The following is a 14,859-nucleotide window of genomic DNA, read 5'->3' on the forward strand; positions in this document are numbered from 1 at the left end:
CTACTCCGCGCGCTTGATGCAGCGTTCAGATCACCGCCCCGCCACCCTCATCCAGGGTGGCGCCGTCTTCCCGCACCGGCACCTCACCGGCATCGACGGGCTCCAGCCGCATGAGATCGCGTTCCTGCTCGACGAGGCGGAGACGTGGGTGGAGGCGAACCGCAGCCATGCCGCGCCCGACAAGCGGCTCGCCGGCCTGACCCAGATCAACGCCTTTTTCGAGAACAGCACGCGCACGCTGCTGAGCTTCGAGATCGCGGGCAAGCGACTGGGCGCGGACGTCGTCAACATGCACGCCGCGACGTCGAGCGTGAAGAAGGGCGAGACGCTGATCGACACCGCGCAGACGCTGAACGCGATGCGCGCCGACGTGATCGTCATCCGGCATATGTCGAGCGGTGCGGTGCGGCTGATCGCGGACAAGGTCGATTGCCCGGTGCTCAACGCCGGCGACGGGCGGCACGAGCATCCGACACAGGCGCTGCTCGATGCGCTGACGATCCGCCGCCGCAAGGGCGGCATCGCCGGACAGCGCGTGGTGATCTGCGGCGACGTGCTGCACAGCCGGGTCGCGCGGTCGAACATCCTCGCGCTCACCGCGCTGGCGGCGGAGGTGCGGGTCTGCGCGCCGTCCACCCTGATGCCGGTCGGAATCGAGCGCATGGGAGTGACGCCGTTCACCGATTTCGACGCAGCGCTGGTCGGGGCGGACGTGGTGATGATGCTGCGCGTGCAGAACGAGCGGATGGCCGGCGGCTACATTCCATCCAGCCGCGAGTATCGCATGCGCTACGGCCTGACGCCCGAACGGCTCGCGAGGCTTCCGCACGCGCTGGTCATGCACCCCGGCCCGATGAACCGGGGGGTCGAGATCGATTCGAGCGTCGCGGACGGGCCGCAATCGGCGATCACGGAACAGGTTGAGATGGGCGTGGCGGTGCGGATGGCGTGTCTGGACGTGCTGACCCGGCGCGCGCGCGGCGTGGATGGCTGGGCATGAGCGTCACCGCATTCCGCAACGCCCGCCTCGCCTGCCCCGTCGGCGGCGTGACGAGCGGGGTGTCGCTGCTGGTCGAAGACGGCGTCGTCACCGGCTACGGCGACGTGCCCGAGGGCGCGACGGTGATCGACTGCGAGGGTTCGACGCTGGCTCCGGGCATCGTCGACCTCGGCGTATTCAGGATCGACCGCGCCGCGTTCCGCGCCGGCGGCATCGTCCGCGTCGGCCTGATGCCCGACGGCGCGCGCGTGCTGGACGATCCGGGCATGGTCCAGCGCGCCGCGCTGATCGGCAAGCCCGACCTGTGGATCCACCCGATCGCCGCCGCGACACAGCGGCTGGACGGTCACGACCTGGCGGAAATGGCGGTCTGTGCCTCCGCCGGAGCCAAAGCGGTCGGGACCGGCCGGCACTGGATCGCCGACAGCGGCGTGATGCTGCGCGTGCTCGCATACGCCCGCGACCTCGACGTAGCCGTGGTGACGCACGCCGAAGATGGCGGACTGACCACCGGCGCGGTGACGACCGATGGCGAAACCGCGACGAGGCTGGGCCTGCCCTCCGCCCCCGCGGTCGCCGAGGCGCTGGCGGTGGCGCGCGACCTGATGCTGGCGGAGGAAACCGGTGCCCGGCTCCACATCCGTCAGGTCACCACCGCCGCCGCGTTCGACCTGATCCGCGCCGCCAAACGTCGCGGCGTGAAGGTCACCTGCGGCATCACGCCCGCGCACCTTCACCTCTCCGACATCGCGATGAGCGATTTCCGCACCTACGCCCATCTCTCTCCGCCGTTGCGCAGCGAAAGCGACCGGCAGGCGGCGCTTGCGGCGGTGAGGGACGGCACGATCGACGTGCTGTGTTCCGGCCACGATCCCCATGGTCCGGAGGAAAAGCGCCTGCCCTTCGCCGATTCGGCGGCGGGCATGGCGGGGGCCGAGACGCTGCTGCCGCTCGGGTTGATGCTGGTTCGCGACGGCCTGCTGCCGCTCGAACGGCTGCTGGCGCTGCTGGCGGTCAACCCGGCGCGGGTGCTGGGACTCGATACCGGGACGCTGGAGGCGGGCAAACCCGCCGACCTGATGCTGTTCGACGCCGAGACGCCCTGGCAGATCGACGGCACGACCTTCGTCGGCTCGGAGGGTAACACCCCGTTCGATGGCCTGCCCGTGCAGGGACGGGTGCTCCGCGTCTGGAAAGGCGGCCGGGAGGTTCGTTGACGCGCGGACCCGCGGGGCCGGGACGCTAGCCCGCCCCGCGAGAATGGCGCGTCAGCGCGACGCCATCTGGATCGGCGTCTTCAGCCACTGCGCCATCCGATCGCCGGCTTCGCGACGAACGAAGCAATTGCCGCCCTTCGAACGATATGCGCGGCACATCCGGTCGGCTTCGCCACGCGAGAACCCACCGACCGACAGGCGGTATAGCGAGCCCTGCCGGGCAGCGAAGTTGGTTCCGGTCGGCTGGTGCCCGGACAAGGCGGCGAAGCGACGCGTCGCGGTGCTCCATCCCGATTTGGCCACCGCCACGTTGCTGAACGCGCCGATCTGCACGAACCATTCGCCGCCGGTCGACGTGCGGACGAACGGCTTGGCCGCCGGCACCATCTGCACGATGCGATTGGCCGGGGTACGGACCAGCGCCAGCTTCGTCGGCCGGGCTTCGGCGCGGATCAGCATCGTCGGCAGCGGCTGTACCACCTCGTTCCGGGGACCGAACGTCACGCCGGACGCCACGACCTTGGCGAACTGTGCCTGCGGCGTCTCCACCGGAGCCGGCGCCTCGGCGGGCACGGCAAGCGCCGTCTGCACCGGCTCGTCGGCCTGTGCCGGCGTCACCGGAACGGCAGCGTTGAGCGCCAGCGCGACCGGTCGACCGCTATCGGCCACCGGCGTCACGCCGAGCAGGCTGGCGACCTGATCCGCCGCACCTTTCGGCTGCGCGAACGCGGCCCATTGTTCCATCCGGGCATCGACGTCGGCAGGCGACATATCGGCGGCAGCAGCCACCCGCGCCATGCTCCATTCGCCGGCCAGCGCATAACTGAGCGCCAGATTCTGCCGCACCTTCGCACCCGCGCCCGGCGCCCGCGCCGCGGCGTTGAGCATCTCGATAGCGCCCGCGGGATTGCCCGCCAGCGCCGTGGCGAGGCCGAGGTCGCCGACCGGGATGATCGCGGCATTGGCGTTCAGCGTCGTGCGTGCCATCGCCCAGTCGCCGGTCGCGATCTGCGCCAGCGCGAGGTTCAGCGCAGCCTTGCCGTCCGCAGGATACAACGCCAGCACGTCGGCGAACGTATCGCGGGCGGATACGAAGCGTCCCGCCTGCAGGTAACTCTGCCCCAGCAGCATGCGATAGCCCGCATCCTGCGGCGCGGCGGCGACCGCGGACTCGGCCAGCGGCACCGCTTTGATCGCGTCACGCGCTGCCAGCGCACGGCGGGCGTCGTCCGCGCTGCGGGACGCGGCCTTGGCGGCCAGCGTCGCGCTGCGGTCGCTCGCCGACGCGATCCGGCCGCTGGTGGCGGTGCAGCCGACCATCGTCCCGCCCAATACCAGGGCGGACATGCCGAACGTCAGGATCAGGCGCGGTGTCATCGGATTACCCCCCAAGGTCATCACTGTTTCGTCTTCGCCACCGGCAGCTGCGCAACGAGCGCCTCCACCTCCGGCACGGCGCCGAGCAGCGCGTCGAGCGCTTCGGTCACCAGATCCTGCGCGGATCGATTGGTGATCGCGGATGCCAGGCGCAGCCGCAGGTGACGGTCGGCGTCGACCCGCAGCGTGAAGGCGGCCTTGCCGCCATGCTGCGTCTCACGCCGGATGCGCGTCGCGGTGGCGACGGACACGGATTTCTTCGCTTCCGGCGACACCATCTGCGCCTCGAGCAGTTCGCGCTGCACCAGCAAGGTGGGTACGGGTTCGACACCGCGCGCCGCGACCGGGCCCGGTGCGGGGCGAGGGACTGGGGCCAGGACAGGGGCCGGAACAGGGACCGCAGCCGAAACCGGCTCGCTTCCACCCATGTCGTTCCAGCCGAGATCATCGCCCGCCTGCGGGGCGACGCCGAAGCCGCCGAATGCCTGGCTGCGCATCGCCGGCCGCGCCTGCCCCTTGCGGGCGAGCAGGCCCGACGACAGCGATGCCATCGGCTTGGACGATCCGAACATGCTCATCCTCCCACCACGCGGCGGCCGAAGCCGCTCGCCGCCGGTCGTTGGCCGAAGCCCGGGCCGCCGGAGACGGTCGGCACGCTGAATACGGTGCGGCGGAAATTCTTTTCGAGCCGGTCGGCGATATACGTCCATAGCTGGGCGACCTCGGCCGCCGACTTGCCCTTGGGATCGACCTCCATGACGGTCCGGCCATCGATCATCGATGCGGCGAAATCGGTGCGCTGGTGGATCGTGATCGGAGCGACCGTACCGTGCTGCGACAATGCGACGGCGGCGTCGCTGGTGATCCGCGCCTTTGGCGTCGCGGCGTTGACGACGAAGATCAGCGGCTTGCCGGCGCGATCGCACAGGTCGACGGTCGCGCCGACCGCCCGCAGATCGTGCGGCGACGGGCGCGTCGGTACGACGACCAGTTCGGATACGTTGATGACGCTCTGGATCGCCATCGTGATGGCGGGCGGCGTGTCGATCATCGCCAGCTTGAAACCCTGCTGGCGGAGCACTTCCAGATCCGCCTGCAACCGCGCGACCGTGGTCTGGGCGAAGGCCGGGAATTCCGACGTACGCTCGTTCCACCATTCCGACAGCGATCCTTGCGGATCGATGTCGATCAGCACGACCGGGCCGTGCCCCGCCAGCTGCGCCTGCACGGCCAGATGCCCGGACAAGGTCGTCTTGCCCGATCCACCCTTTTGCGATGCCATCGCGAGAACGCGCATAGGCCCCCTTCAAAAAAATTGCCGCTATCCCGCCAGCAGACCTGCCAGAGTGGGCCTAAGAAGCGGTTAATGGAGCCCGATGTGCGATGACGCTTTGCCTGAAGGCCGAGCCGGGGCATGATGGGAAAAGACGGGTAAAAGGGTGACAAGCATGCGTAATACCGGTTGGATCGCAGGGGCGATGCTGGTGGTCGGCCTTTCGATGACGGCGCCGGCGGCCGCGCAGAACGTGAAGGCGGGCGTCGATGCGTGGGGCCGCGGCGACTTCGACGCTGCGGTGTCGCAGTGGCGCGCACCTGCGGTGGCAGGCGATGCCGATGCACAGTTCAACCTGGGGCAGGCGTACAAGCTCGGCCGCGGCGTGCCGGTCGACCCGGCGCTCGCGGAAAGCTGGTTCCGCAAGGCGGCGTTGCAGGGCCATCAACAGGCCGAGGACAATTACGGCCTCGCGCTGTTCCAGGCAGGTCGCAAGTCCGAAGCCGCGCCATGGCTGGAGAAGTCGGTGCAACGCGGCGAGGCGCGCGGGCAGCTGGTGCTCGGCACGATGCTGTTCAACGGCGACGGCGTGCCCCGCGACTATCCGCGCGCCTATGCGCTGATGACGATGGCATCCCGCGCCGGTCTCAAGTCCGCCTCGGAAACGCTTGCGCAGATGGACCAGTACATCACCCCCGCCGATCGCGAGCGGGGCACCGCGCTGGCGCAGCGTTACGCCTCCGACCTCCGCAATGCGCCAGCGCAGGGCGGCAGAGGCGGCATGATGGCCGTGGATGCGACCGGCCCGCGCCGGCCCGCGGTCGCGACCACCGATGTCCCGCCCTCTCGCCCGCCGGTCGGCCAGCAGCGCCCGACGAGGCTCCCGCCGCGTGGTGGGCCCGAGCGGATGCCGCCGCCCCAGCCGTCACCCGATCGGCCGGTGAACGACCGCATGGTCAGGCAGGACGTGCGACCGGCGCCGAAGCCGGCCACCGGTGGTGCCTGGAAAATCCAGCTCGGCGCCTTCAGCACGCAGGCCAACGCCCAGACCCAATGGTCCCGCGTCCGTGGCAAGCTGGCCGGTGCGCAACCGGTCTACGCAAAGGCGGGCAACGTCATTCGCCTGCAAGCCAGCGGCTTCGCCTCCAAAACGGCGGCGCAAAAGGCCTGCGCCGCCTCGGGCGTGTCGTGCGTGGTGGTGGCGCCCTAGCGCTCACCACCACGGCGCCGTCAGGCGACCCAGTCCGCCCGCCGATAGCCCTGTGCATAGAGCAGGGCGGACAGGTCGCCGTGATCCACCCGCGCACCCGCCGCCGCGGCGACGATCGGCTTGGCGTGGTATGCTGCCCCCAGCCCCGCGCGCCTGATCATGGCCAGGTCGTTCGCGCCGTCGCCGACCGCCAGCGACAGTGCGGGATCGATCCCCCGCGTCGCGATAGCCGCCAGCAGCGTCTCCTCCTTCGTCGCGGAGCCGACGATCGGCTTGGCGACCTTGCCGGTCAGCCTGCCGTCCGCGATCAGCAGCACGTTGGCGATGGCGCGATCGAACCCGATGTCGGCTGCGACGGGTTCGGCGAAGCGGGTAAATCCGCCCGACACCAGCACCGCCTCCGCGCCGTTCGCCCGCATCGTCCGGACCAACGCCTTTGCCCCCGGCATGATGTGGACGCGTTCGGCAAGGCATTGCGCGATCACCGCTTCGTCCAGCCCCTCCAGCAGCGCGACACGGGCATCCAGCGCCCCCTCGAAGTCGAGTTCGCCGCGCATCGCCGCCTCGGTCACCGCGGAAACCTCCGCCTTGATGCCGGCATAATCCGCGAGTTCGTCGATGCATTCGACGGTGATCATCGTCGAATCCATGTCGGCGACGATCAGCGCCTTGCGCCGCGTCGCGGTCGGCTGGACCACCACGTCGGTGTGGGCGAACGCACCCTCCAGCGCGACGCGGGCCGCTGCGGCATCGCTGGCGAACGGCAGGTCGGCGGCAATGGCCTCTTCCAGCCACACCCCCGCGCCCGGTGCGCATCCCGCCGCGGCCAGGCGGTCCGCCGCCGCCGAGAGGTCGCCTGCGCCGAGTGCATCGCCTATGAGCGTCGCCGTGAACATCGCTGCCTCCCAAAAACCGAGGGTCGCGCTCATCGCAGGGCCGACCGCCAGCGGCAAGTCCGCCGCGGGGATCGCGCTGGCGCAGGCCCATGACGGCATCGTCATCAACGCCGATGCCAGTCAGGTCTATGCCGACCTGCGCATCCTCACCGCCCGCCCCAGCGCCGCGGAGGAGGCCAGTGCGCCGCACCGGCTGTTCGGTCATGTCGATGCCGCCGACGCCGGCTATTCCGCCGCGCGCTGGGCCGCCGAGGCGCGCGACGCCATCGCCGCGGCGCATGATGCCGGCAAGCTCCCGATCCTCGTCGGCGGCACCGGGCTCTATCTGCGCACGCTGCTCGACGGCATCGCCCCCGTCCCCGCGATCGACCCGGATGTCCGCGCCGCCGTCCGCGCGCTTCCCGTGGCCGAGGCGCACCGCCTGCTCGCCATCGAGGATGCTGCCGCCGCCGCCCGGCTCGCACCGGCCGACACCACCCGCGTCGCACGCGCGCTGGAGGTGGTTCGCTCGACCGGTCGCCCGCTGGCCGACTGGCAGCGGGAGCGCGTCGGCGGCATCGGCGATTCGATCGCGCTCGCCGCGGCGATCCTGCTCCCCGATCGCGAGACGCTGTTCGACCGCATCGACGTCCGCTGCGAGGCCATGTTCGCCGGGGGTGCCATCGAGGAGGTCGCTGCCCTGCTCGCGCGCACCGATGTCGTGGCCGACGCGCCGATCCGCCGTGCGATCGGCGTGCCGCCGATCGCCGCGCTGCTGGCGGGGGAGATCACCCGCCGCGAGGCGATCGCGCAGGTGCAACTCGACACGCGCCGCTATGCCAAGCGGCAGTATACGTGGTTCCGCAACCAACCTCCGGACAACTGGATCAAGACGACAGATTCAACCCAAATTATGCCTTCGATCGCAAGTTTATTACAAGAATGGGGTTGACCCGGCCCTGTACCACGTCTACCCGCCCCTCCCATCGAACCTGTCCAGCATGAGTGGAGACGAACCGTGGGCGAAAAGAGCGGAGCAGACATCCTGGTCGAGGCGCTGTGCGATCTCGGCGTGGAGGTCGTGTTCGGCTACCCCGGTGGGGCGGTCTTGCCGATCTACGACGCCATGTTCCGTTCCGGACGTCTGAAGCACATCCTCGTTCGTCACGAACAGGCGGCAACGCATGCGGCGGAGGGCTATGCCCGCTCGACCGGCAAACCCGGCGTCGTGCTCGTCACCTCCGGCCCCGGCGCGACCAATGCGGTCACCGGGATCACCGATGCGCTGATGGATTCGATCCCGATGGTCGTCATCACGGGGCAGGTCCCAACCGCGCTGATCGGCACCGACGCCTTCCAGGAAGCGGACACGGTCGGCATCACCCGTCACTGTTCGAAGCATAATTATCTGGTGAAGGACCCGGCGAAGCTGGGCGCGACGATCCATGAGGCGTTCCATATCGCCACCTCCGGCCGCCCCGGCCCGGTCGTCGTGGACATCCCCAAGGACGTGCAGGTCGCCACCGCGCGCTACACGAAGCCCGGTCCGATCCAGCACAAGACCTATCGCCCGCAGGTGAAGGCACCGCAGACGCAGATCGAGCAGGTCGTCGACATGCTCGCCGCGGCCGAACGCCCGATCCTGTACACCGGCGGCGGCATCATCAATGCGGGACCGGCGGCGTCGCAATTGCTGCGCGAGCTGGCGCGGATCACCGGTGCGCCGGTGACGTCGACGCTGATGGGCCTCGGCTGCTTCCCCGCCTCGTCCGACCAGTTCCTCGGCATGCTCGGCATGCACGGGACCTATGAGGCGAACATGGCGATGAACCAGGCCGATCTGGTCGTCGCGATCGGCAGCCGGTTCGACGACCGCGTCACCGGGCGGCTGGATGCGTTCAGCCCGAACAGCCGCAAGGTCCATATCGATATCGACCGGTCGAGCGTGAACAAGAACGTCCGCGTCGACCTCGCGATCATCGCCGATGCGGGCCACGCGATGGAGGACATGGTCCGCATCTGGAAATCGCGCCAGCATCCCAAGCCGGATACGCGCGACTGGTGGAACCGGATCGCCGACTGGCGGGCGAAGAAAAGCCTCGATTTCCCGGAGATCGGCGACGCGATCATGCCGCAGCGCGCCGTGCGTGCTTTGTGGGAGGCGACGCGCGCGCGCGACCCGATCATCACGACAGAGGTCGGCCAGCACCAGATGTGGGCGGCGCAGCATTTCGGCTTCGAGAAGCCGAACAAGTGGCTGACCAGCGGTGGCCTCGGCACGATGGGCTATGGCCTGCCCGCCGCGATCGGGGCGCAGCTGGGTAATCCCAAGGCGCTGGTCATCGACATCGCCGGCGAGGCCAGCATCCAGATGAACATTCAGGAGCTGGCCACGGCGACGCAATACCGGCTGCCGGTCAAGATCTTCATCCTCAACAACGAATATATGGGGATGGTCCGCCAGTGGCAGGAGCTGACCTATGAGAGCCGCTATGCCGAAAGCTATTCGGACTCGCTGCCCGATTTCGTCAAGCTCGGCGAGGCGTACGGCTGGAAGGGTATCCGCATCGATCATCGCGCGGATCTCGACGACGGTATTCAAGCGATGCTCGATCATGATGGGCCGGTGATCGTCGACTGCCGCGTCGCCAAGCTGGCGAACTGCTTCCCGATGATCCCTAGCGGAGCGGCGCATACCGACATGATCCTGCAGGCCAACGAAGTGTCCGGCACGATGGACGACGAGGCCAAGGCGCTGGTTTGACGCGACGATCTCTCCTCCCGGTCGGGTCCCATCAAAGTATTACTTTGATGGGTGCCCTCAAGGGAGGGGCGGCGGTGGGTGGCGTGCTCGCATCACGGTGCCGACCACACCCAGCCCCAAAGTACACCGCCAGGACGCCACCCACCCCCAGCCCCTCCCTTGAAAGGGAGGGGAGCGAGATTGTGATGCACATCAAGACCGAAACAGCCGAACGCCACACGCTCGCCGTGATCGTCGACAACGAGCCGGGTATCCTTGCCCGGATCGCCGGCCTGTTCACGGCGCGCGGCTATAATATCGAGAGCCTGACGGTGTCGGAGATCACCGCCGACAAGTCGGTCAGCCGCATCACCATCGTCACCAGCGCATCGCCGGCGACAATGGAGCAGATCATGGCGCAGCTCGACCGCCTCGTCCCCGTGCACAAGGTCACCGACCTGACCGCACAGGGCGCGCACGTCGAACGCGAACTGGCGCTGATCAAGGTGCGCGGCACTGGCGATCACCGGATCGAGGCGCTGCGGTTGGCCGACGTCTATCGCGCCCGTGTGGTCGATGCGACGACCAGCAGCTTCGTTTTCGAGGTGACGGGATCGATCGAGAAGATCGACAAGTTCGTCGAACTGATGGGCGAAGTCGGCCTGATCGAGGTCGCCCGCACCGGCATCGTCGCCATCAGCCGCGGCAAGGAAGCGGCGTAGGTATTTCCCTCTCCCATCGGGAGAGGGAGGGAGGCGCGAAGCGCCGGAAGGGTGAGGGCAGCAACGCCCCTGCCCTCACCAACTCCGGCTAGGCAGCACGCTGCCAAGCCTTCGTATCCTCTCCCGCTGGGAGAGGCAGAGACAGCAAAGGGAACTATCCATGAAGGTCTATTACGATCGCGACGCCGATCTGAACCTGATCACCGACAAGAAGATCGCCATCGTCGGCTATGGTTCGCAGGGTCACGCCCATGCGCAGAACCTGCGCGACAGCGGCGTCAAGGATGTCGCGATCGCACTGCGCGAAGGTTCGGCAACCGCGAAGAAGGCGATCGACGCCGGCTTCAAGGTGTTGTCGAACAAGGAAGCGGCGCAATGGGCGGACATCGTCATGATCCTCGCCCCCGACGAACATCAGGCCGCGATCTGGGATACCGACCTCAAGGGCAACATGAAGCCCGGCGCGGCGCTCGCCTTCGCGCACGGCCTGAACGTGCATTTCGGCCTGATCGAGCCGCCGCAGGATATCGACGTCATCATGATCGCGCCCAAGGGGCCGGGCCACACCGTCCGTAGCGAATATGTCCGCGGCGGCGGCGTCCCCTGCCTGATCGCGATCCATCAGGACGCCAGCGGCAACGCGCACGACGTTGCGCTTGCGTACGCATCGGGCGTCGGCGGCGGCCGTTCGGGCATCATCGAGACGAACTTCCGCGAGGAATGCGAGACGGACCTGTTCGGCGAGCAGGCCGTGCTCTGCGGCGGCATCACCCACCTGATCCAGGCGGGTTTCGAGACGCTGACCGAGGCCGGCTACGCACCGGAAATGGCCTATTTCGAATGCCTCCACGAAACCAAGCTGATCGTCGACCTGCTGTATGAGGGCGGCATCGCCAACATGCGCTATTCGATCAGCAACACCGCGGAATATGGCGACATCGTCACCGGCCCGCGGATCATCACCGACGAGACCAAGAAGGAAATGAAGCGCGTCCTCGCCGACATCCAGTCGGGCCGCTTCGTCAAGAATTTCGTCCTCGATAACCGGGCCGGCCAGCCGGAGCTGAAGGCCAGCCGCAAGCAGGCCGCAGCGCATCCGATCGAGAAGGTCGGCACCGAGCTACGCGCGATGATGCCCTGGATCGGCGCCAACAAGCTGGTGGACAAGGACAAGAACTGAGCGCCACCCCAAATCCTCCCCGGCCAGGGGGAGGTGGCGCGGCGAAGCCATGACGGAGGGGGAGACATGAGGCGCACCTGCCATCGAAGTAGATCGCTTACCTCCCCCTCCACCATTCGGCTGACGCCGAACGGTCCCCCTCCCCCTTGCGGGGGAGGAACAGGATGGTGGCAAACGATCCGTTTCGGCTTTGGCCCTTCCGCAAACCGCCAACCCATGATTAAACCTCCGGAACAATCGTTCGGAGCTTCCATCATGCGCCTCATCCTCGCCGCCCTCGCCCTCACCGCCGCCATCCCTGCGATCGCGCAAACCGGCCTGCCCGGCACCCAGAGCAAGGCTGCCGTCACGGCCGGCACCTACAAGGTCGACCCTGCTCACACGCAGGTGACATGGACGCTCAATCACATGGGCTTCAGCATGCTTTCGGGTCAGTTCGGGGCGCAGGACGGCACGCTCACGATCGACCCCGCCAAGCCGGCGGCCGCAAAGCTCGACGTGACATTCGCGATCGACCAGCTGTCGGTTACGTCGTCGGGCTTTTCCAACCACCTGAAGTCGAAAGACTTTTTCGACGTCGCCACCTACCCGACCGCGCGCTTCGTCTCGACCGCGGTGGTCGCAAGCGGCAGCACGGCGAAGATCACCGGTAATCTGACGATCAAGAATGTCACCAAGCCGGTCACGATCGATGCCACCTTCGTCGGCGCCGGCACCAACCCGATGAACAAGAAGGTCAATTTCGGCTTCCGTGGCACCACCACGATCAACCGCAGCGACTTCGGCCTCGGCATGGCGGTGCCGGTGGTGTCCGATCAGGTCAAGCTCGACATCAACGCTGCATTCGTCGCCCAATAATACTCTGGCATAATACTCTGGCGGTGCGCGGCCCGATCAGGCCGCGCGCCGCACTTTGGCGAACCCTTCGAACGTCGCACGCACCGTAGGATCGGCGTTGGCCGTCAGCCTCGCGATCCGGTCGATCGCGTCGCTATTGTCCTCGCCCTGCGCATTATATGCCATCGCCCATTCGCCGAACTCGCGCCGCTCGATGTCCCGGTTCGACAGGACGACCAGTGCATGGTGCCGATCGTCCTGCTGGATACGGGCGAACGTCGTATCGACCGACGCGTCGTCACCCTCGAGAGCCTGAAGAAACCTCTTGCCGTCGAAAAACAGCAGCCCGGTGACGCGCGCGCGCGCATTGTTGCGGCGCGATTGCGCGAGAATGGTTACCGGATCGACGATCGCCTGACGCCGTATGCTGCTGATATAGACGAGTTGCCGCATCGTAAGTCGTTCCCAACACATGTTAATAGGACGAACGACCGTCCTTATTGTCGATACCCCGCCAGGGTTAACGACAGGTCACCGGTTCCGATCGGATCGCAAATCGGGGCTTTTGCCGAGGTCTGTGGACAATGGACCGCTGCTCGGCCATGAACGCATCCAGCATGGACCGCGTTCGCACCCTTCTACGACTTATCCGCCCTTAGGGCGGCTGTTGCTCGTGCACGCTCCCCTAAGGGCCGGATAACCCTTCAGCACCAATTCCGCCGCGTGAGACCCGATGGTCCGCGGCAAAGACGGGACCGACACATGCTCCGCGATCCTTCGACCAAATACCGCCCCTTCCCCACTATCGACCTGCCCGACCGCCGCTGGCCGTCGAACGTCATCACGCGTGCGCCGCGCTGGCTGTCGACCGATCTGCGCGACGGCAATCAGGCGCTGATCGATCCGATGGATGCGGAGAAGAAAACCCGCTTCTTCGACCTGCTCGTGAAGACGGGGCTGAAGGAAATCGAGGTCGGCTTCCCCAGCGCGGGTGCGACCGAGTTCGACTTCATCAGCGGGCTGGTGAAGACCGGTCGCATTCCCGATGACGTATTCGTGCAGGTGTTGACGCAGTCGCGCCGCGACCTGATCGAAACCAGCTTCGCCAGCCTCGACGGCGCGAAGCAGGCGATCGTCCACCTCTACAACGCCGTCTCGCCCGCGTGGCGCAAGATCGTGTTCGGCATGACCCGCGACGAAGTGAAGCGGATCGCGATCGACGGCGCCAAGGTGCTGCGCGACGAAGCCGCCAGGCGCCCGAATACCGACTGGCATTTCGAATACAGTCCGGAGACGTTCTCGACCGCCGAACTCGATTTCTCGGTCGAGGTGTGCGCGGCGGTAATGGAGGTGCTTCGGCCGACCGCCGACAAACCGATCATCTTCAATTTGCCGGCCACGGTCGAATGCGCGACACCCAATGTCTATGCCGACCAGATCGAATGGTTCGGCCGTAACATTCCGAACCGCGAGGCGGTCGTGATCTCGCTCCACACGCACAACGATCGCGGCACCGGCGTCGCCGCCGCCGAGCTCGGCCTGATGGCGGGCGCCGACCGGGTCGAGGGTTGCCTGCTCGGCAATGGCGAGCGCACCGGCAATTGCGACCTCGTGACCGTCGCGCTCAACATGTACACGCAGGGTGTATCGCCGAACCTCGACCTGTCGGACATCGACGCAATCGTGAAGACGGTGGATTATTGCACCAACATCCCCGTCCATCCGCGCACGCCCTACGCGGGCGATCTCGTCTTCACCGCCTTTTCCGGCAGTCATCAGGACGCGATCAAGAAGGGCTTCACGGCACAGGCGGCCCGCAACGATGCGCTGTGGGAAGTGCCGTACCTGCCGATCGATCCCGCAGACCTCGGCCGCAGCTACGAAGCCGTGATCCGCGTCAATTCGCAGTCCGGCAAGGGTGGCGTCGCGTGGGTGATCGAACAGGACAAGGGCCTGAAGCTCCCCAAACGGCTTCAGGCGGACTTCAGCCGCCACGTGCAGGCGCTGGCCGACGAGACCAGCCGCGAACTCGGCGCCGCCGACATCTGGGGCCGGTTCGAGGCGACCTATCTGCCCCGCGAAGGCGACCGCTTCGTCCTGCGAGACTATGATGAAACCGGCACCGCGGGTTCGCGGCTGTTCGTCGGCCGCGTGGCGGTGGACGGGACCGAGCGGTCGATCTCCGGTCGCGGCAACGGCCTGATCTCCGGCGTTATCGCCGCACTGGGCGAAACCGGTCCGGAGCTCGACGTCGTCGACTATAGCGAACATGCGATCGGTCATGGCGCCGATGCGCAGGCGGCGGCTTACGTCGAATGCCGCACCGCGGACGGGCGCACGGTGTTCGGTGTCGGCCTCGATACCGACATCGCCACCGCCAGCGTGCGCGCGGTGCTGAGCGCGGCGAACCGGGCCTAGGCCGCCG

At 67.5% G+C, this 14,859-nt stretch carries 14 protein-coding genes; 9 read left to right on the top strand and 5 right to left on the bottom strand.

Going from position 1 to position 14,859, the window contains the following annotated elements:
• The first annotated feature begins 16 nt into the window (after positions 1-16).
• Together NF699_05670 and NF699_05675 are read left to right on the top strand one after the other, a co-directional pair.
• A complete protein-coding gene (locus NF699_05670) occupies positions 17-1,000 on the top strand; it encodes an aspartate carbamoyltransferase catalytic subunit (protein USU06158.1) in 984 nt (327 codons plus the stop codon).
• Positions 997-2,217, top strand: a complete 1,221-nt coding sequence (locus tag NF699_05675) for an amidohydrolase family protein (GenBank protein USU06159.1) — start codon at positions 997-999, stop codon at positions 2,215-2,217. Before NF699_05670 ends, NF699_05675 begins: the two co-directional genes overlap by 4 nt.
• A gap of 51 nt (positions 2,218-2,268) precedes the next feature.
• On the opposite strand, the gene NF699_05680 is transcribed toward NF699_05675, so the two are convergent.
• From NF699_05680 to NF699_05690, 3 genes are read right to left on the bottom strand one after another with little or no spacing between them, the layout of a single operon-like run.
• Positions 2,269-3,594, bottom strand: a complete 1,326-nt coding sequence (locus NF699_05680) for an SPOR domain-containing protein (GenBank protein ID USU06160.1) — start codon at positions 3,592-3,594, stop codon at positions 2,269-2,271.
• A gap of 20 nt (positions 3,595-3,614) precedes the next feature.
• The gene (locus NF699_05685; GenBank protein USU06161.1) at positions 3,615-4,172 is read right to left on the bottom strand and encodes a hypothetical protein; all 558 of its coding nucleotides are present in this window, start codon (positions 4,170-4,172) and stop codon (positions 3,615-3,617) included.
• Positions 4,169-4,891, bottom strand: coding sequence for a ParA family protein (locus NF699_05690; protein USU06162.1), 723 nt, complete (start codon positions 4,889-4,891; stop codon positions 4,169-4,171). Before NF699_05690 ends, NF699_05685 begins: the two co-directional genes overlap by 4 nt.
• Before the next feature lie 151 nt (positions 4,892-5,042).
• On the opposite strand from NF699_05690, the gene NF699_05695 reads away from it, so the two are divergent.
• Entirely contained in the window at positions 5,043-6,077 is a 1,035-nt protein-coding gene (locus tag NF699_05695; protein ID USU06163.1) for an SPOR domain-containing protein, read from the top strand.
• Positions 6,078-6,097: 20 nt separating this feature from the next.
• Here the strand turns inward: NF699_05695 and serB are convergent, their stop codons facing one another.
• Entirely contained in the window at positions 6,098-6,973 is an 876-nt protein-coding gene (serB, locus tag NF699_05700; GenBank protein ID USU06164.1) for a phosphoserine phosphatase SerB, read from the bottom strand.
• On the opposite strand from serB, the gene miaA reads away from it, so the two are divergent.
• From miaA to NF699_05725, 5 genes are all read left to right on the top strand, one after another.
• The gene (gene miaA / locus NF699_05705; GenBank protein USU06165.1) at positions 6,966-7,904 is read left to right on the top strand and encodes a tRNA (adenosine(37)-N6)-dimethylallyltransferase MiaA; all 939 of its coding nucleotides are present in this window, start codon (positions 6,966-6,968) and stop codon (positions 7,902-7,904) included. The two genes, serB and miaA, sit on opposite strands and share 8 nt — an antisense overlap.
• Positions 7,905-7,970: 66 nt before the next feature.
• Positions 7,971-9,716, top strand: coding sequence for an acetolactate synthase 3 large subunit (locus tag NF699_05710; protein ID USU06166.1), 1,746 nt, complete (start codon positions 7,971-7,973; stop codon positions 9,714-9,716).
• A 185-nt stretch (positions 9,717-9,901) separates the two neighbouring features.
• Positions 9,902-10,417: an acetolactate synthase small subunit gene (ilvN, locus tag NF699_05715; GenBank protein USU06167.1), complete on the top strand. Its 516-nt coding sequence runs from the start codon at positions 9,902-9,904 to the stop codon at positions 10,415-10,417.
• Between the two features lie 160 nt (positions 10,418-10,577).
• Complete coding sequence (gene ilvC, locus NF699_05720) at positions 10,578-11,597, top strand: ketol-acid reductoisomerase (protein USU06168.1); 1,020 nt, start codon at positions 10,578-10,580, stop codon at positions 11,595-11,597.
• Positions 11,598-11,852: 255 nt separating this feature from the next.
• Complete coding sequence (locus NF699_05725; protein ID USU06169.1) at positions 11,853-12,455, top strand: YceI family protein; 603 nt, start codon at positions 11,853-11,855, stop codon at positions 12,453-12,455.
• Between the two features lie 36 nt (positions 12,456-12,491).
• Here NF699_05725 and NF699_05730 read toward each other — a convergent pair whose 3' ends face one another.
• A complete protein-coding gene (locus NF699_05730; protein ID USU06170.1) occupies positions 12,492-12,887 on the bottom strand; it encodes a BLUF domain-containing protein in 396 nt (131 codons plus the stop codon).
• Positions 12,888-13,196: 309 nt separating this feature from the next.
• Between NF699_05730 and leuA the strand changes: the two genes are divergently transcribed.
• Positions 13,197-14,852: a 2-isopropylmalate synthase gene (gene leuA / locus NF699_05735; protein USU06171.1), complete on the top strand. Its 1,656-nt coding sequence runs from the start codon at positions 13,197-13,199 to the stop codon at positions 14,850-14,852.
• Positions 14,853-14,859: the final 7 nt, after the last annotated feature.

It is taken from the genome of Sphingomonadaceae bacterium OTU29LAMAA1 (assembly GCA_024072375.1).
GTDB lineage: Bacteria > Pseudomonadota > Alphaproteobacteria > Sphingomonadales > Sphingomonadaceae > Sphingomonas.